The 17,755-nt window shown below is 35.2% G+C and carries 18 protein-coding genes, 1 tRNA gene and 1 pseudogene; 16 read left to right on the forward strand and 4 right to left on the reverse strand.

Annotated elements, in window-relative coordinates:
• The first annotated feature begins 182 nt into the window (after window positions 1-182).
• The 6 genes and pseudogenes from Bandiella_RS06130 to fmt all read left to right on the forward strand — a co-directional run bounded on the left by Bandiella_RS06130 (window position 183) and on the right by fmt (window position 6,048).
• A pseudogene (locus Bandiella_RS06130) lies at window positions 183-921 on the forward strand (IS6 family transposase).
• A 438-nt stretch (window positions 922-1,359) separates the two neighbouring features.
• Window positions 1,360-1,491: a hypothetical protein gene (locus Bandiella_RS06135; protein WP_323732807.1), complete on the forward strand. Its 132-nt coding sequence runs from the start codon at window positions 1,360-1,362 to the stop codon at window positions 1,489-1,491.
• An 8-nt stretch (window positions 1,492-1,499) separates the two neighbouring features.
• A protein-coding gene (locus Bandiella_RS06140) for an IS5 family transposase (RefSeq protein WP_323732808.1) occupies window positions 1,500-2,263 on the forward strand; the annotation gives its coding sequence in 2 pieces (ribosomal slippage) (window positions 1,500-1,872 and window positions 1,872-2,263; 765 coding nt in all).
• 388 nt (window positions 2,264-2,651) lie between these two features.
• Window positions 2,652-3,707, forward strand: coding sequence for a uroporphyrinogen decarboxylase (gene hemE, locus Bandiella_RS06145; protein ID WP_323732809.1), 1,056 nt, complete (start codon window positions 2,652-2,654; stop codon window positions 3,705-3,707).
• Complete coding sequence (locus Bandiella_RS06150) at window positions 3,691-5,121, forward strand: replicative DNA helicase (protein ID WP_323732810.1); 1,431 nt, start codon at window positions 3,691-3,693, stop codon at window positions 5,119-5,121. The genes hemE and Bandiella_RS06150 overlap by 17 nt, the downstream gene beginning before the upstream one ends.
• 3 nt (window positions 5,122-5,124) lie before the next feature.
• A complete protein-coding gene (gene fmt, locus Bandiella_RS06155) occupies window positions 5,125-6,048 on the forward strand; it encodes a methionyl-tRNA formyltransferase (RefSeq protein WP_323732811.1) in 924 nt (307 codons plus the stop codon).
• Between the two features lie 60 nt (window positions 6,049-6,108).
• Here fmt and nusB read toward each other — a convergent pair whose 3' ends face one another.
• The 3 genes from nusB to Bandiella_RS06170 all read right to left on the reverse strand — a co-directional run bounded on the left by nusB (window position 6,109) and on the right by Bandiella_RS06170 (window position 7,111).
• Window positions 6,109-6,591 carry a transcription antitermination factor NusB gene (gene nusB, locus Bandiella_RS06160; protein ID WP_323732812.1) on the reverse strand — a complete coding sequence of 161 codons (483 nt, stop codon included), beginning with the start codon at window positions 6,589-6,591 and terminating at the stop codon, window positions 6,109-6,111.
• A complete protein-coding gene (ribH, locus tag Bandiella_RS06165; protein ID WP_323732813.1) occupies window positions 6,563-7,006 on the reverse strand; it encodes a 6,7-dimethyl-8-ribityllumazine synthase in 444 nt (147 codons plus the stop codon). The genes nusB and ribH overlap by 29 nt, the downstream gene beginning before the upstream one ends.
• A gap of 20 nt (window positions 7,007-7,026) precedes the next feature.
• Window positions 7,027-7,111 (reverse strand) — tRNA-Leu (locus Bandiella_RS06170).
• Window positions 7,112-7,242: 131 nt separating this feature from the next.
• Between Bandiella_RS06170 and fdxA the strand changes: the two genes are divergently transcribed.
• The 7 genes from fdxA to Bandiella_RS06200 all read left to right on the forward strand — a co-directional run bounded on the left by fdxA (window position 7,243) and on the right by Bandiella_RS06200 (window position 11,463).
• The gene (fdxA, locus tag Bandiella_RS06175) at window positions 7,243-7,575 is read left to right on the forward strand and encodes a ferredoxin FdxA (RefSeq protein WP_323732814.1); all 333 of its coding nucleotides are present in this window, start codon (window positions 7,243-7,245) and stop codon (window positions 7,573-7,575) included.
• 193 nt (window positions 7,576-7,768) lie between these two features.
• A complete protein-coding gene (gene fumC, locus Bandiella_RS06180; protein WP_323732815.1) occupies window positions 7,769-9,163 on the forward strand; it encodes a class II fumarate hydratase in 1,395 nt (464 codons plus the stop codon).
• A 5-nt stretch (window positions 9,164-9,168) separates the two neighbouring features.
• Window positions 9,169-9,807: an endonuclease III gene (gene nth, locus Bandiella_RS06185; protein ID WP_323732816.1), complete on the forward strand. Its 639-nt coding sequence runs from the start codon at window positions 9,169-9,171 to the stop codon at window positions 9,805-9,807.
• Window positions 9,808-9,825: 18 nt separating this feature from the next.
• Window positions 9,826-10,218 carry a transposase-like zinc-binding domain-containing protein gene (locus Bandiella_RS06190; protein ID WP_323732529.1) on the forward strand — a complete coding sequence of 131 codons (393 nt, stop codon included), beginning with the start codon at window positions 9,826-9,828 and terminating at the stop codon, window positions 10,216-10,218.
• Window positions 10,202-10,570: an IS1 family transposase gene (locus tag Bandiella_RS06195; protein ID WP_323733371.1), complete on the forward strand. Its 369-nt coding sequence runs from the start codon at window positions 10,202-10,204 to the stop codon at window positions 10,568-10,570. Before Bandiella_RS06190 ends, Bandiella_RS06195 begins: the two co-directional genes overlap by 17 nt.
• Window positions 10,571-10,648: 78 nt before the next feature.
• On the forward strand, window positions 10,649-10,798 hold the full coding sequence (locus Bandiella_RS07620; RefSeq protein ID WP_407651243.1) for a transposase: 150 nt from the start codon (window positions 10,649-10,651) through the stop codon (window positions 10,796-10,798).
• Window positions 10,799-10,914: 116 nt separating this feature from the next.
• Window positions 10,915-11,463: a DUF4410 domain-containing protein gene (locus Bandiella_RS06200; protein ID WP_323732817.1), complete on the forward strand. Its 549-nt coding sequence runs from the start codon at window positions 10,915-10,917 to the stop codon at window positions 11,461-11,463.
• Window positions 11,464-11,543: 80 nt separating this feature from the next.
• On the opposite strand, the gene Bandiella_RS06205 is transcribed toward Bandiella_RS06200, so the two are convergent.
• The gene (locus Bandiella_RS06205) at window positions 11,544-12,197 is read right to left on the reverse strand and encodes a hypothetical protein (protein ID WP_323732818.1); all 654 of its coding nucleotides are present in this window, start codon (window positions 12,195-12,197) and stop codon (window positions 11,544-11,546) included.
• A 182-nt stretch (window positions 12,198-12,379) separates the two neighbouring features.
• On the opposite strand from Bandiella_RS06205, the gene Bandiella_RS06210 reads away from it, so the two are divergent.
• From Bandiella_RS06210 to Bandiella_RS06220, 3 genes are all read left to right on the forward strand, one after another.
• Entirely contained in the window at window positions 12,380-12,526 is a 147-nt protein-coding gene (locus Bandiella_RS06210) for a hypothetical protein (RefSeq protein WP_323732819.1), read from the forward strand.
• Between the two features lie 130 nt (window positions 12,527-12,656).
• Window positions 12,657-13,361, forward strand: coding sequence for an IS6 family transposase (locus tag Bandiella_RS06215; RefSeq protein ID WP_323732571.1), 705 nt, complete (start codon window positions 12,657-12,659; stop codon window positions 13,359-13,361).
• A 253-nt stretch (window positions 13,362-13,614) separates the two neighbouring features.
• Window positions 13,615-17,730 carry an ICP22 family protein gene (locus Bandiella_RS06220; RefSeq protein ID WP_323732820.1) on the forward strand — a complete coding sequence of 1,372 codons (4,116 nt, stop codon included), beginning with the start codon at window positions 13,615-13,617 and terminating at the stop codon, window positions 17,728-17,730.
• The last annotated feature ends 25 nt before the right edge of the window (window positions 17,731-17,755 follow it).

Genomic DNA, 17,755 nt, shown 5'->3' on the forward strand with positions numbered 1-17,755 from the left:
ATTATATAGCCGCTGAAATAATCGAAAAGTTATATACTTATAAACAAAAATCATAAAAGAAGCAATTGCGCTTTTTGTTTACCCAACAAGAAAATGGCATTCCTAAATAAATATGGTTCTGTCGCATCTGTTGAAACACATAAGAATTTTTGATATTCTGAAAGAAATAGTTGCTGGTAATAATGTTTAAAGTAGACCCAAAATTAATGAAGTATTTTAAGAACCATGAATATGGCGCAGAAATCATTATGGTATCGCTGTATATGAAAGGAAGATATTCTTTAAGTTACAGAGAGATAGAAGAGATAGGCGGGTTGAGAGGACTCAACATAGATCACGCCACTCTACAAAGATGGGTAGTAAAGTTTATGCCAATACTTGAAGGAAGATTCAGAAAAAGAAAAAAAGCCAGTCAACGGCAGCTGGAGAATGGACGAGACATATATCAAGGTTAAAGGTAAATGGGTCTATTTGTATAGAGCAGTTGATAAATACGGGGATACCATAGATTTTATGCTAAGAGCAAAAAGAGATAAAAGGGCAGCTAAAGCGTTTTTCAGGAAAGCAATTAAATCTAGTGGCCAGCCTATAAAGGTTAATATAGATAAAAGTGGCTCTAATACTTCTGCTTTGAATTCGATCAATAAGCCATTATCTAAAGAAGACCAAATAGAAATTAGGCATAACAAATATCTAAACAATAGGATAGAAGGCGATCACAGATTTGTAAAGAAACGAACTAGACCGATGCTTGGTTTCAAATCCTTTAGAAGTGCCGCCAGGACTATTGCAGGAATAGAGCTCTTGCACATGATTAAAAAAGGACAACTTGCTGACAATGACAATTATAATTCTGACTTTGATAAATTTCTTTGGTTCTGTCGCATCTGTGAAAATTCAGTGCAAAAAAGTGAAAAGTGAAAATTTCAAAGTGCGGAAAATCGGGAGTTAAAAATTCTTAATTTTTACTTTTTATTTCAAAAATTAACAGATGCGACAGAACCCAAGCAACACAAAAATGTAAAAAAAGAAGTTTAATGTTGGCATAAGTCAGCTATTTACGTTTGTTATCAAATATATACTCTTCTTATCTCAAGAACGGTTCTGTCGCATCTGTTGAAACACATAAGAATTTTGGCTCTGTCGCATCTGTAATATGATGCAAAAACTTTCAAATTATTTGTATATTTTTCCATTAAGCAGTTAGTGAAAGAAATGGTTCTGTCGCATCTGTTAATTTTTGAAATAAAAAGTAAAAATTAAGAATTTTTAACTCCCGATTTTCCGCACTTTGAAATTTTCACTTTTCACTTTTTGCACTGAATTTTCACAGATGCGACAGAACCCAGAATTGCAAGAATGACCAGAAAAACAAAGGTAGTTTCAAAATCTGAAGAAGTTGTCGATCTTACGATTAAGCTCTGGCTACATTTTGAGGATAACAATAATTTCCTAAGTGAGCAGGGCAATTTTATATCTATCTTTGGCTAACACTCTGAATGGATTTAGGGCTACATAGGCATGATATAACAGATAATATGTGGGATTTGATAAAGGATCATTTACCAGGAAGGGAAGGTACGTGGGGAGGTTTGGCACATAATAACAGAAGATTCATTAACGCAGTATTTTGGATATTAAGAACAGGTTCTCCCTGGAGAGATTTGCCTTCAGAATATGGAGGATGGAAAAATACACATAAAAGATTTTGCAGATGGAGAGACAAAAGGATATGGGAGGCTTTATTGGAGATATTTGTGAAAGAACCTGATATGGAATGGTTAATGATAGACGCAAGTCATAGTAAAGTGCATCCACATGCTTCAGGTGCAAAAGGCGGCAATCAAGATATGAGTCGTACAAAAGGGGGCTCAATACAAAGATTCACCTTGCCTTGGATTCACATGGTATGCCACTCAAAGTTATTATCACAAAAGGCTCAGAAGCTGATTGCAAGCAGGCTGTTAATCTTATTGAAGAGATGAAAGCTGAGTACTTACTAGCCGACAGAGGGTACGATGTTAATTACATAATTGACCATGCCCAAGAATTGGGCATGAGAGTTGTTATTCCTCCTAAAAAGAACAGAATCACCCAGAGAAAATACGATAAAGATTTATACAAAATAAGGCATATTGTAGAAAACACCTTTCTTCATCTTAAAAGATGGAGGGGAATTGCAACCAGATATGCTAAAAATTCAGCTTCTTTTCTTGCCGCAATTCAGATTAGATGCTTATCTCTTTGGCTTAAAATCTCATGACGACATTATCTAGAAAAGATACCAGAATAAAAAATATGCTTTTACAAAACTTCATCGCTTGTTTTTCTACTTTACACTTAATAGAGTACTTACTTTTTTGCATTATACAATTTGTTTGTATTTTTTGATGAAAGTTCTACAAACTATGTCAATAACTTGTTAGTTTGGTGTTAGTATTGTTTTCATCAACATTTACATTTTTTTTTATCAAAGTTATTATTAATGTTGATAAATTAAGAATCATTATAAAACACTACAAACCTACTCTGTGGTTAGTCTTAAGTGTTAATAAATGTTAGGCTGACCAAACCAACATTAAATAACTAACACTATTAAATAAAAATAAATATAATGTATAAGGTCATAATCAATAATGAATTTATAAAACATGAGTAATAATAAATTACTAATAAATGAGGTGGTATACGGACCATCCCAAACAACCCCCATTTGGTTTATGCGACAAGCTGGCAGATATCTAAAAGAATATATGGAAGAAAAAAGTAAGCATAAGTCTTTTTTAGATATGTGTTTAAACAGTGATTCGATGAAAGAAATAACTCTACAGCCATTGAGAAGGTTTGATTTGGATGCAGCTATTATATTTTCTGATATACTTATTGTACCTTTATCAATGAAGTTGAAGTTGGATTTTATAAAAGGGAGTGGACCGGTTTTTTTATCCAAAGATTTAGATGAAAGGCTAAACCAAGTGGAAAAATCTGAAGAAGCATTTGATGTATATGACAAAGTTTTTGAAGGTATAAGAAAAATTAAGGAAGAGATTGACCAAAAACATAAAAGCAAAGCTATAATAGGATTTGCTGGCTCACCATTTACTGTTGCATGTTACGTGATACAAGGAAGGGGGGATAAAGATTTTAGTGAGGTGAGAAAGTTATATTTTAATGATAAAAAAAGATTTTTAAGAATTATAGAAATATTAACAAGGGAAACAATAAAATATCTAAAAGGACAAATTGATCAGGGAGTTGAAGTGGTAAAACTTTTTGATTCTTGGAGTGGGATATTGGCAGAAGATGAGTTTGAGGAGCTAGTGATAAAGCCAAATCAAAAAATTGTGAATGAGTTGAAGAATTATAAAAAAAACATCATTACCAATACCTTTCCCAAAGGAAGTGGTGTTAAGTATAAGCGATTTTTGGAAATGGTGGATACAGATATAATAGCAATAGATCACACCATGCCAAAAGAATGGGTAAGAGATAATTTACAAGGCAAAGCAACAATACAAGGAAACTTAGATAATGCCATATTACTTGCGGAAAATGCGGATATAAAAGGGGAGGTAACAAAAATATTGGATGTTTTTTCAAAAGGAAAGTTCATATTTAATTTAGGGCATGGTATACTGCCAAGCAGTATGGTGGAAAAAGTTGAGGAGGTAGTAAAAGTAGTAAGGGAATATGACAGAAGAAAATAAAGTTACAGACACAAGGCCTCATAATATAGAGGCGGAGCAAAATCTACTTGGTTTGTTGTTGAGTAATAATGAAAACATAAACAAAATAGGTGATATTATGAGGGAGGAATATTTTTATTTACCTCTTCATGGAAAAATATATCAAGGAATCAGCAAATTGATGGATAGGGGTATGGTGTCAGACCCTATAACAATTAAAAATTATTTTGCAAAAGAAGAAATATTTAAAGAAATCCAAATGGATAGCTATGAATATTTATTAAAATTAGTAGCAGATGCACAGCTAAATACAGACATAAAAACATTAGCAAAAAATATATACGACACTTATTTGAGAAGGCAAATAATAAATCTCAGCGAGGAATATGTTGTAAAAGCGAAAGAAGAAAAAGTAGATGAGAAAGGAGAGGATTTAATAGAATCCATGGAGCATGAGCTGTATAAATTGGCAAGTAGCGGTGATTACGACAACAAAGTTTATAGTTTAGTAGATTCTGTAAAAGGAGCTTTAGGCAGAATTGAAAAAGCTTTAAAAAGCACAAAGGAAATCAGTGGTGTGACTACAGGGTACATAGAGTTAAATAGATTTACAGGAGGTTTTCAAAATTCTGACTTAATCATAATAGCAGGGAGACCTTCAATGGGGAAAACTGCGCTTGCGGTTAATATAGCGTTAAGAGCTGCAAAAGAATTTGCAAAAGAATATGAGTTGGGCGAAACAAAAAATAAGAAATCGGTTTGTTTCTTTTCATTAGAGATGTCGGCAGAACAACTTGCGTCAAGGATATTATCTATGGAAACAAAAATAGACGGTTCCAAAATAAGGGTTGGTAAAATCAACAAGGAAGAGCTGAAGAATTTATCACAGCAAATAATCAATTTAAACGATGTGCCAATAATGATAGACGACACACCAGATCTTACGATATCTGCTATCAGAACTAAAGCCAGGAGAATGAAAAGACAGCATAATCTTGGCATGATAGTGGTTGATTACCTGCAATTAATAAACTCTGTAAGTAAAAACAAAGAGAATAGAGTTCAAGAAATAGCAGAAATATCTCAGGGATTAAAGGCGATAGCCAAAGAATTGGATATTCCAGTAATAACAGCATCGCAGTTATCAAGAGCTGTAGAATCAAGAGAGGATAAAAGACCACTATTGTCAGATTTAAGAGAAAGTGGAAATATAGAGCAAGACGCTGATATAGTAATGTTTATATATAGAGAGCAATACTATTTAGGTAGGAAAATACCATCATCAGATGAGAAGAAGTTGTTAGAATGGCAAGAGAAGATGGAGAAGGTTGAAAATATAGCAGAAATAATAATAGCAAAACAAAGAAATGGGCCGGTTGGAAATTTTAATTTAAGATATGATAACAAAACAACAGGATTTGAAAATTTGGCTTAAGTTATGAGAATTATATTTATGGGCTCTCCAGAATTTGCAGCCCCAACTTTATTAGCACTTGTAAGCACACAACACCAGGTTATAGCAGTTTACACAAAGCCGCCATCTTATTCAGGAAGGGGCCTGCAAGAGAATAAAAGTGTGATTCATAATTTAGCAGAAAAATTTGACATTTCTGTCATGACTCCAAAGAGACTGAGAGATTCTGAAAATATAGAGGTTTTTCGTTCTTTTGCTCCTGATATTGTCGTGGTTGCAGCTTATGGGCTGATTATACCTAAAGAATTTTTACAAATACCAAAATATGGTTTTATTAACGTACATCCTTCAGATCTTCCAAGATGGCGTGGTGCTGCTCCAATACAACGCACCATAATGGCAGGAGATACAAAAACTGCAATTTGTATTATGCAGATGGATGAGGGGGTGGATACAGGTGATATTATTTTACGCAAAGAAATCCTGTTAGATGATCAAATTACCGCAAAAGAACTACATGATATGTGTGCGGAAACTGGTGGAAAAATGGTTTTAGAGACACTATCTTTAATTGAACAAAAAAAAGTCTTACACAAAAAGCAGTCCGATATTGGAGTTACGTATGCGGAAAAAATACAATCTAACGAGGAAAAAATTGACTTTAATCTAGGGGCAATTGAGATTAATTGTAAAATTAGAACCCTAAGTCCAAGACCTGGCGCGTATTTTTTTTATAACAACGAGATAATCAAAATAATAAAAGCGCAAGTAGTGGATTTAAAGCATGATTTTGAACCAGGAATGGTTATTGATGACAACTTAAGTATCGCTTGTAAGGAAGGTGTAATCAAGCCAATTTTATTACAAAGGCAAGGAAAAAAAATGATATATACAGACGCTTTTCTTAGGGGATTTAACATCCCTGCTGGCAATAAAGTCCAGAAATAAAAGCTCTAGATCAGATTATATGCTTTCCAACTATTATTTTGTATTAATTAGCCCCGTGTTTCAAGACTTTGATACTCCACTGCTTGAGGTGATCATTTTATCAAGGATACCATTGATAAACCCAATTTCCTCCGCATGTCCTAAGGATTTTGAGATTTGCAGATAGTCGTTGATAACTAATGCCACCTGTGTTGTATCAGTCGTAGAAACATCGTAAGAACCAACCCGCAGAATAGCCAACACTAACTTTGGCAATCTCTCTATTTTCCATGCGTTATCAATATGAGTAGCGATTTTTCCATCAATTTTCGCCAAATTTTTCCAAATTGCTTCCAGCAAATTAAAATAAAATTTTTGGTCTAAGCTTCTCACTGGATACTTCTCAAGATGATAACTAACATAATCAGAAGCAACTTCAGCAAACTCCTTTTTACCCTTTATAATATCGATAGAATACATGGATTGTATAGCCAACATTCTTGTTGGATATAACGAGACCAGATGATTGACGTTATCAGTTAAATCTTGATGGTCCGCTATCATTATAAACCATGAATTGTTCCTTGATTTTAATCATTTGTATGCACGCAACAGCTGCATTTTTTCCATACTCCTCAGCACGTACAATGGCTTGTTCCATAGTATCAACCATCAACACCCCAAATCCCATTGGTAAGGAATAATATATGGAGATGTCCTGTAGCGCTCTGGCACACTCCTTTATAATCACATCGTAATGCGAAGTTTCACCTCTTATAGCGCAACCCAAAGCTATCACTCCACTATACTCAAAAGATTCCAGCGCAATGTTAATAGAGCTCCCTAACTCAAACACCCCTGGAACTACAATTTTTTGGTAAAGAAGATTATTTTTCTGTAATTCCGGAATAACTGCTTGTAGCAAAGTCTCGGAGATATCTTTATAAAAATCCGCAATTGAAATTAAAACTTTTGTCATTAAACCATGAATTACTAACTTGGTGCGGATGAAGGGACTTGAACCCCCAAGCCTTGCGGCACTAGATCCTAAGTCTAGCGCGTCTGCCAATTTCGCCACATCCGCTAAATAAACTAATTTATTCCTATATTACTTTTATTATTTTGTAAAATAAGTACAATGCACATTAATCTATTAAACAAAATAGAAAATACACTGAATAAAATTTAAATCAAGAAATTATTGAAAAACTTGCTATGACATACGTTGTTACAGATAAATGTATTAGGTGCAAATATACGGATTGCGTTGAAGTGTGTCCAGTGGACTGCTTTTACGAAGGCAAGAATATGCTGGTGATTAACCCTGAAGAATGTATTGATTGTGGGGTATGTGTGCCTGAATGCCCTATTGGAGCCATTGAACCTGAATCAGAAAAACTGATCAAATGGTTGGAATTAAACAAAGCATATTCTGATATTTGGCCTAATATTACCGATAAGAAAGAGGCTATGCCAGATGCAGAAAAACATGAAGGCGAAGAAATGAAGTACGAAAAATATTTTGAAGAAAACCTTAAAGACAAATAATCCTAGCATATATACTTTGTGTCTTTTAAGTTTTTACAGGAAAACCATAGTGAATTAAGTTAATGAATGGACGTATCTAGGAAAGAACAATCAAAAGAGCCAAAAAAGAGTGATGAAATATTTCTATTCATAAATGCCCAACGTTATGATAGCATACCCAGAATGTATAAAAAGTAAGTAGTTATTTTAATTTATGGAAAAATTTAGGGTTGAATCAGATACGATGGGTGAAATAAAAGTCCCTATGGATAAATACTGGGGGGCACAATCAGAAAGATCATTGGAAAATTTTAAAATAGGCATCGAAAAAATGCCAAAAGCTCTGATATATGCTTTAGCCCAACAAAAAAAAGCTGCAGCTCTTGCAAATCTGGATATAGGGAAGCTGGAATCTAAAATTGCATATGCGATCGCCAAAGCTGTCGATAGAATTTTAGATGGAGAGTTTGACTCCCATTTTCCATTATCTGTATGGCAAACTGGTTCTGGTACCCAAACCAATATGAATATTAATGAGGTAATCTCCAATATTTCAATTGAATCGCTTGGTGGAGCATTGGGAAGCAAAACCCCTGTGCACCCAAACGACCACGTAAATATGTGTCAATCATCAAATGACACGTTTCCAACCGCTATGCATATTGCAGCTGTGACAGAAATTAACCAAAAGTTATTCCCAGCTCTTTCACACTTAAAATCAGCATTAGATGCAAAAGTAAGCCTATTTAAAGATATTATAAAGATAGGCAGAACTCATTTGCAGGATGCCACCCCTCTTACGTTAGCTCAGGAGTTTTCTGGTTATGCAACGCAAATTAAGTACGCCATAAGTCGCATAAAGCAAAATCTACCAAGCCTTCTCCAGCTCGCTCAAGGTGGAACAGCGGTTGGTACTGGGATTAATTGCAGCCAAAGTTTTATTGATAATTTTATCAAACATATCAATGAAATGACGGGCTTTGAGTTTGCCACGTCAGAAAATAAATTTGAATCATTAGCCACTTGCGATGCATTGGTGCAAGCAAGTGGAGCATTAAACACTTTAGCTGTAAGTTTAATGAAAATTGCCAATGATATTAGATTTTTGGCATCTGGGCCAAGGTGTGGGCTTGGCGAACTGAAAATTCCTGAAAATGAGCCAGGTTCCTCAATTATGCCAGGCAAAGTAAACCCCACACAATGCGAAGCCATCACGATGGTTGCAGCTCAAGTAATGGGCAACCACGCTACAATTACATTAGCCGGCTCAAACGGCCATTTCGAGCTTAACGTATTTAGACCTGTTATTATATATAATTTCTTGCAATCTGTTACTTTACTTTCAAATGCTATTATAAGCTTTACTAATCAATGTGTAGTAGGAATTGAGGCAAATGAAGAAAGAATAGATAAATTGCTGCATGAATCTCTTATGCTTGTAACTGCTTTAAACCCATATATAGGTTACGACAACGCAGCGAAAATTGCGAAAAATGCTCACAAAAAGAACATTACTTTAAAACAGTCAGCGATTGATCTGAATTTAGTTTCTGGTGAAGATTTTGATAAGTGGATTAACCCAAAGGATATGATCAAACTCCAAGATTAAAATTTATGCAAAAAAAATCTGTTGATGAGATGTTTTCAAGGTTCAGCAAAAGAGAACCAAAACCAAGAATTGAACTCCATTACAGCAATAACTTCACATTGTTCGTAGCGGTAGTGCTCTCAGCTCAATCCACAGATAAGGGTGTAAATAAAATTACCCCCGATTTATTCCATGAAGCAGACAACCCATTTAAAATGCTTTTGCTAGGTGAAACAAGACTAAAAGAACATATAAAAAGCATAGGTCTTTATAATTCAAAGGCAAAAAATATCATAAAAGCCTGCGAGATAATGGTGAATAAGCACAACAATCAATTGCCAGATAATTTCGATGATTTATGTGCCTTACCAGGAGTTGGAAGAAAAAGCGCCAATGTACTGATGAACTCTCTGTTTGGTCACCACACCATAGCCGTCGATACTCATGTGTTTAGGGTGAGTAATCGTATGGGGTTGTGTAAAACAAAGACCCCAGATGCGACTGAAAAAGCGTTGCATAAAAAAATTCCGGCAAAGTGGAAAAATTATGCGCACCATTGGCTGGTTTTGCATGGCAGATATGTTTGCAAAGCAAGAAACCCTATGTGTTCAGATTGCATTGTTGCAGATATATGTGAATTTAAAAATAGGAGAGTGTTGCCATAAGATAGATAAGATGCTAAAATGAATATAGCGAGCAACAAAGAAAATAGAAATATGAATACAGAGTGTAAAAAATGCAGTAGCAGTAAATACGTTAAGAATGGTAATATTATGGGTATGCAAAGGTATAAATGCAAAGAGTGTGTATGTAATTTTACAAGCACTAAATTAAGAGGCTGTTCGCCAGAGATGAAGGCTCTGGCAGTGTTATTGTACAGCATGGGAAAAAGTAGCTTTAGATGGCTAGGGAAATTATTTAAAGTAGCTCATACTAGCGTATATAAGTGGATAATACTGTATGCTAAAAAGATACCAAGACCAACAGTGCCGGAAGAATTGAGAGAAGTTGAAATAGATGAGATGTGGCATTTTGTAGATTCAAAAAAACAAATTATGGATATGGAAAGCCTATAGTAGGGAGCTCAAGAGAGTTGTTGCCTGGGTGGTTGGTAAGCGTAACGTTACAACCTTTAGAAAATTGTGGAAAATCATAAGTAGAGATAATTGCACTTATTACACAGACGATTGGTCTGTTTATTCAGAGGTTATACCTCGCCATCAACATGTTGTTGGCAAACAACATACACTCTCAATTGAGTCCAATAACTCAAACACAAGGCACAGAATTGCAAGAATGACCAGAAAAACAAAGGTGGTTTCAAAATCTGAAGAAGTTGTCGATCTTACGATTAAGCTCTGGGTACATTTTGAGGATAACAATAATTTCCTAAGTGAGCAGGGCAATTTTATATCTATCTTTGGCTAACACTCTGTAAAATAGATCATGCATAACTTGAGTGTGAGACGCGTACAAAAAGTTATCTGTCGTCTATAATAAAAAAAATTGAGTGCTTTTATTGGCCTAAATCATGCAATTAGGTTATCAGGTAAAAGTGTTAGAGGACGTTCAGGAATTGCCAAAATGGGTAGTAATATATTGCGTAAAGCCTTGTTTTATCCGCTATGGCTGCTTCTAGATTCAATCCTCTTATGAACTTGTTATTGTGCAAAGTATATTGACACACATGCATATCTTTTGTACACTACCCACCATGCTCATATCTAATATATGTAGCATAAAATAAAATTGTGAAATTTTTGGGAGATACAATGAAGAAATTAATGGTATTTGCATTCTTGTCTATGTTGTCTGCTTGTGGTAGTACATCAAATTTACAAAAGACACAAAATCTTGCGACTAACCAGGATATAAGTAGCTATAGTTGTGTGACGGTTGATGACTTTTCTCACGACGCCGGCAAGCCAAACAATGATGACACAATGAAATTAAGAGGCAAAATATTTGCCGACACTATAGCTGACGAAATTAAATCAAAGAAAGTATTTGATGAGGTTGAGCGCGGGGGTGGGGGCAGCAAAACGAATTCATGTCTGCTTATCGATGGCGAAATAATAAAATGCGATGAAGGTAATGCTGCTGCGCGCATGCTTATTGGTTTAGGAGCTGGAAGTTCTTATTTTGATGCAAACGTTTTCTTCAAGGATAGTAAGACGAAAGAGGTATTGGGAGAAATTAAGGTTAGCCAAATGAGTTGGGCATTAGGAGGCGCACTTGCTGCTGGCCAGGATGTCTTGTCCTACATGAAAGCAGCATCTTCGAAAATTGCCCGCGAATTGGCATCGGCTAAAAAACAATAGATATCTTACATAGCTTATGCATGCAGTCCCTCCGTCAAATTTTGATGGAGGGACTAGGGTATACTCTTCCCTCGATGAGGCTAGTTGATTTTCCTCATCTCTTCTAAGAGAGCCTCTTGTATTTTAGTAAACTTCTCTATTTGCTCTTGAGATTTTTGTGCTTCCTGGTACATCGCAACAATTTTATCAGTTATATCCTCACTCTTGACTTCTTGCAATGCTGAGTTATCTACTACAGCGTTTTCCTGCTCATAAAAAACTTGTGCGTCATTCATAACTTGATTGTTATTTGCGGTATACTGCTGAACAACTGCCTGACTTTCTAATTCCAATCTCTGCACTTCTTCTTGCAGTACATTTGTTCTTGACAGTAGTTCTTTTTCTTGGGCTAAGTATTGTTCTTCACGTAAACTTAGTGCGTCTGCCCTCTCTTTATATTCATTTTGCATAGCCTCTATTCTCTCGTTAACTTCGGGTAGATTGAGTGGATTTTCTTGACGCATATCCTGAATTATTTGTTCCATTTCTGTTCTAGAATTGGTCAAATCTAACCTATCCTGTACCAGCATTTCTCGAACGTTGTCAAGGCTTGCCTTGTCTTCAATTAACCCTCTTGCTTCTTCATGTAGTTTTGTTGTTCTTGTGGTAAAATCATCTATTCTCTGCTCTCTCTGCTCCTTATCATTATAAAACCCTCCGTAAACATCATCAAATGTTTTAGATTGATCTAACATTGGTGGATTATCTGGCTGAGGTGTTTCTGGTGTTTTCCACAAAAGATTAGTAATCCCATCTCTTACGGTTCTGTCGCATCTGTTAATTTTTGAAATAAAAAGTAAAAATTAAGAATTTTTAACTCCCGATTTTCCGCACTTTGAAATTTTCACTTTTCACTTTTTGCACTGAATTTTCACAGATGCGACAGAACCGAAAAATGTCATCAGCGCATCAAATAATAATGGTATGTTTGGATCAATTGGTTGGTAGTGAGCATCAATATCGCAAATTTAAGGAGCTGTTTAATTTTGGGGCAGCAGAGCAAGAGGCTCTGTCGCATCTGTAATATGATGCAAAAACTTTCAAATTATTTGTATATTTTTCCATTAAGCAGTTAGTGAAAGAAATGGTTCTGTCGCATCTGTTGAAACACATAAGAATTTTTGATATTCTGAAAGAAATAGTTGCTGGTAATAATGTTTAAAGTAGACCCAAAATTAATGAAGTATTTTAAGAACCATGAATATGGCGCAGAAATCATTATGGTATCGCTGTATATGAAAGGAAGATATTCTTTAAGTTACAGAGAGATAGAAGAGATAGGCGGGTTGAGAGGACTCAACATAGATCACGCCACTCTACAAAGATGGGTAGTAAAGTTTATGCCAATACTTGAAGGAAGATTCAGAAAAAGAAAAAAGCCAGTCAACGGCAGCTGGAGAATGGACGAGACATATATCAAGGTTAAAGGTAAATGGGTCTATTTGTATAGAGCAGTTGATAAATACGGGGATACCATAGATTTTATGCTAAGAGCAAAAAGAGATAAAAGGGCAGCTAAAGCGTTTTTCAGGAAAGCAATTAAATCTAGTGGCCAGCCTATAAAGGTTAATATAGATAAAAGTGGCTCTAATACTTCTGCTTTGAATTCGATCAATAAGCCATTATCTAAAGAAGACCAAATAGAAATTAGGCATAACAAATATCTAAACAATAGGATAGAAGGCGATCACAGATTTGTAAAGAAACGAACTAGACCGATGCTTGGTTTCAAATCCTTTAGAAGTGCCGCCAGGACTATTGCAGGAATAGAGCTCTTGCACATGATTAAAAAAGGACAACTTGCTGACAATGACAATTATAATTCTGACTTTGATAAATTTCTTTCACTAACTGCTTAATGGAAAAATATACAAATAATTTGAAAGTTTTTGCATCATATTACAGATGCGACAGAGCCTGCCCGGCGCACACAAAGATTCTTATCCCTTTCAACAGATGCGACAGAACCCTTTTTTTCTCATCTTCTCTATATTCATTTAGCAATTCCAATAAATTCATGGTATAATTCTACTTAAGTAATTAATATTTTAATATTTTTATATGACTCCAAATGTACGTACATGGATGAATGACAAACGCGATCTAGCCTATATGGATTTTACTTTTGCAAGCGGCGGATATTTTTTACTAAGAGTAAATGGGCAATCTGCCGTTCTTAATATGATAGAGTCGTTTGGTGAGCCTGAGCAAGTTGTTGTTACTGATCAAGGTGTCTTATATAGACGCTACAACATTAGTGATATCCAAGCAATCAATATACATAATAGAATTGCAAGTGGTAAGACCAGTGATTATGATATTAGCTTTATTATACCTCAAAGCACTTTATCTTTAAATTTAGATTTAAATAAATTTTACCGTAATGTGCGTGCATTCCAATACACAATTGACGGTCAGCTACATGTTTTTGCGCATGACGTTCAAGGCAACGTTTTTAAAAATTTTAACAAGGTAGGTGGTAGTGATTACGTTACAAGTTATGATTTGATATCTAAAGATGGTGAAGTTCAAAACGACCTGTTATACTTTAATTGTAAGCAATATAGAAAGGTTAGCGAAGATGATGTGAGTATACGCAATACGCTTAATCAAATATTTCAAGATTATGATCTGTATGTAGATAATTTGGATAAAGATAATTTAAACAAGGCTATTATTATTAGCAAGAACGCTGATGGTAACATTAGAGTCTTTGGCAATGTTAAGGAGAATAAACAATTATATACCGATGAAAAGTTAACTTATTTTGATGAATTTTATGATCATGGATATGCAGGGACTACATTTGCAGGATGCCCAAAGGCTAAATTCGTAAAGTATTCAGATGGACGTATATATGATAACATGTATAACGGAAAGATAAATGTTGCTAAGAGAAAGCAAGTAAGCGATGGTAGCGATCCATATTTCAAGAAAGCGGACATAACTTCAGCTAGTGAAAATAATAGACAGTATGGCAACACTTTTAGCGATTCTGCATTGCGCGCTTTTGAGCACATGCCAAAATCTGAATACATCGGTCATAAACTCGGCTCATATTTTTATCCGCTCCTGAATTATAAAAACAGCTTTATTGATAAGCATGACGAGGAAATTGAAAAAATTACAAAAATATTTAGTCATGCTACTGCAAATCCGTTTGATAATTTGTATAGGGGCGATATGACAGAATATTTCTTGGCGCTTCAAGAGAGTGTGGTAAATATAAGAGAAAATGCCCTTAAGCTAAGCAAAGAAAATGATTTAATTGTACATGATATCAACGATCTGCGCTCAATAATTGATAAGGTCATAGATAGTTCGCACAAGAAATACAGCGAAGATCCATACTTTGAGGCTAAGCGCGCTGAGCGAGCGCGTATTATTGACGGTGTGTTTAATAATTTGGTGCAAAAAAAAGATCATAGCGCATCACAACAAACTGATATTAATGATTGGCCTGATACTTATGTTAGTATTAATCCAGATAATGAAAAAATTCCTGTGGAAGTAAAAAGTGTTGATAAAAAGCTAATAGAAGGTCTAAACTACTATATAAGAACCTCAGACAAAACTGCAATTACTGATTTTGTAGTAAAGCAATTATGGAATCAAAAAAGAAAATTAGATAAGTTAGATGCTGATACTAAGAAATACCATGATAGTGTTGAGTACATAAAACACGGTAATAAACTAGAAGTTACAGAAGAAGATGGTGGAGATCAGAGTAGAGAAGAAACCAAGTCCAATGGCGCTAATGAGGAAGATGGTGGAGATCAGAATAGAGAAGAAACCAAGTCCAATGGCGCTAATGAGGAAGATGGTGGAGATCAGAGTAGAGAAGAAACCAAGTCCAATGGCGCTAATGAGGAAGATGGTGGAGATCAGAGTAGAGAAGAAACCAAGTCCAATGGCGCTAATGAGGAAGATGGTGGAGATCAGAATAGAGAAGAAACCAAGTCCAATGGCGCTAATGAGGAAGATATAGAAACAATAACGCGGTCGCAGCCCAAGGCAAAACCATTCAGTGAAATTACTAAAGCTACGAGAGCGCATAATTACATATCCGACATGAAGGTGCGTGATGAGCGCATCGAGGTGCAAAACAAAGTTGCTGAGCGCATAGGCATATCGGGCATCTTGGGAATTCAATTAGTTAAAAGCGATTTGTATAATGAGTTGTCAGAGCGCAAGAGATATAAAGAGAATGCTAAATCGTATGATGAGTTATTAGAGCGCAAGATGGATAAAGAGTATATTGAAAAATTAAAGAAGAACAAAGAATATAAAAGAGAATTTGAGATAAAATGTAGAGTCCATAAAGAATATATTGAAATAACAGAGCTTACTAAACCTACCGAACATTATGAATGGGCCAGTAAATTATTAAATGACTTCATGTGTGATTATTCTTTACCTAAAGACAAATATAATGTTAACTATAAAGCGGTTGATAAAGATATAAGGGCTTTAGATGAAATTTACTCGCTACTATCTAAGCATGGCTATTTATCTGCTACTCAAAAACATGCAGAGCAGTATGATGGTTGCAGTGTGAAAAAGGTAGATTTTAATTACACACCACACAATCTTTTTGAAAAAGGAGCTATTGATAAGTATATTATCAATCCACTGAGTAAATTAGACGTTAAGTTAGATTTGGAAAATAATAAGCCAGTAGTGACCAAAGAGGCGCAGCCTTGGTTTGATATAAAAAAGGTGACAGAACCTATTTTTAAGCTTTTCGAATCTAGGATTTGCGATTTAAAATTTAATGAGGGCGCATCTTGGCACTCGCCACCTGAGACGCAACCAGAAGTTGAGCTGCTAAATCTGCGTCTTAAGCAATATGTCTCTGTCATTAGAGGTGTTGAAAAAAGTGTCAAAGCGCTAGCAAAAGATGTTTTTCATAAAAAAGACAAAGAGTATATAATATGTCAGGATGGTAAATTAATACTTGATGAACATGAAGGGGTTATTGAAATGCAAAGTGATGTAGCAAATATAGGGTCCCTATTTGTAACTAAAAGCCGATTGGATTATTTTGCTAATAAAGTTGCGGATGAGAAAGCCCCTTCTCTTAATGATCGAATAAATGAGTTTTTTGTTGATTTTGCATATAGGGTATCACCTGAAGCGATGATGGATGTAAAGCGTTACAATCCAAAGCCGCTGAAGTCACTGGAATTTCAACGTGTAGATCAGGGTGTTAAAATTACGGCTGAATCTAAAGAGCAGAGGATTCAAGAATTAAAAAAAATAGGTAAATATTTTAACGAGCAAAATGAAAAATATTATTCCGATCTATACGAAGGATATGAAGGTACGTGGACTGATCAATTTATAAGTGGTGCCAATGCTATTGGGAACCTTGCAACTATGACTCAAACTGCGTCTCTTGGCACCAATCTCGTAAAGGCTTACTACGTTCCTACTGCCAATAATGTTATTAATGTGGTGACCAGCGGAGCGCATACAGCCAGTGGCATGCTTGGGGCACCCATAATCTCTGTTGGCGTTCAAGCTGCAGTAGGGATTACATCTGCGGCTCATAAGGCTTTTTATGCGGACTTCAAAGGTGCACTTTTAGAGCTTGGCAGCACAACTCTTCATGTTGTTTCTGCTGCTGCACCTGCTGCTATATTATATGTGAACCCTTTTATTGGTCTTACATATTTAGCTGGTACATCTATGTATGTAATAGGGCAAACTGTATATGACATTAATCATTACTGGAGATATGAATTTCAATCAGAGGACGAGAAGTTAGCCTCAGCTATGCAGTGGAAGAAGATAAAATCCTTTTCACTTTGGTCTTCTAATAATAGCTATGATGTTGAGTTAAAAAATTCTCTTGGGAAAATGCAGATTGAATCTTACTCTGAGCATAGGCTTATCAAAGATTGCGAATCTTATATGAATCAGCAATATGGCAAAAGTTATTATGAATTTACTGTTAATACAGAATTTAATGAAGATTATGTGAATTCGTGCTATGATCTATATGCAACATCTGAATCATCATCTTTTAAATATAATACTCATATAGTTGCGCATGAAAATTCCAAGATTACAGAGCGAGGCTGCGATGTTCTTGCAACGCTTGGTAAAGGTGGCCTCATTAGCGTCTGTTATGACAGTGATTTAGATATGATGTATAATTACTTTACGAGCTGTAGTGGCAGTAATGGAAGTGATAACTGTATAGATTCCTATGTTGTTAATTAGAATTTTTGCGCTCTATCTTACCTGT

The organism is Candidatus Bandiella woodruffii (genome assembly GCF_034359465.1).
In the GTDB taxonomy this organism is placed as follows: domain Bacteria; phylum Pseudomonadota; class Alphaproteobacteria; order Rickettsiales; family Midichloriaceae; genus NDG2.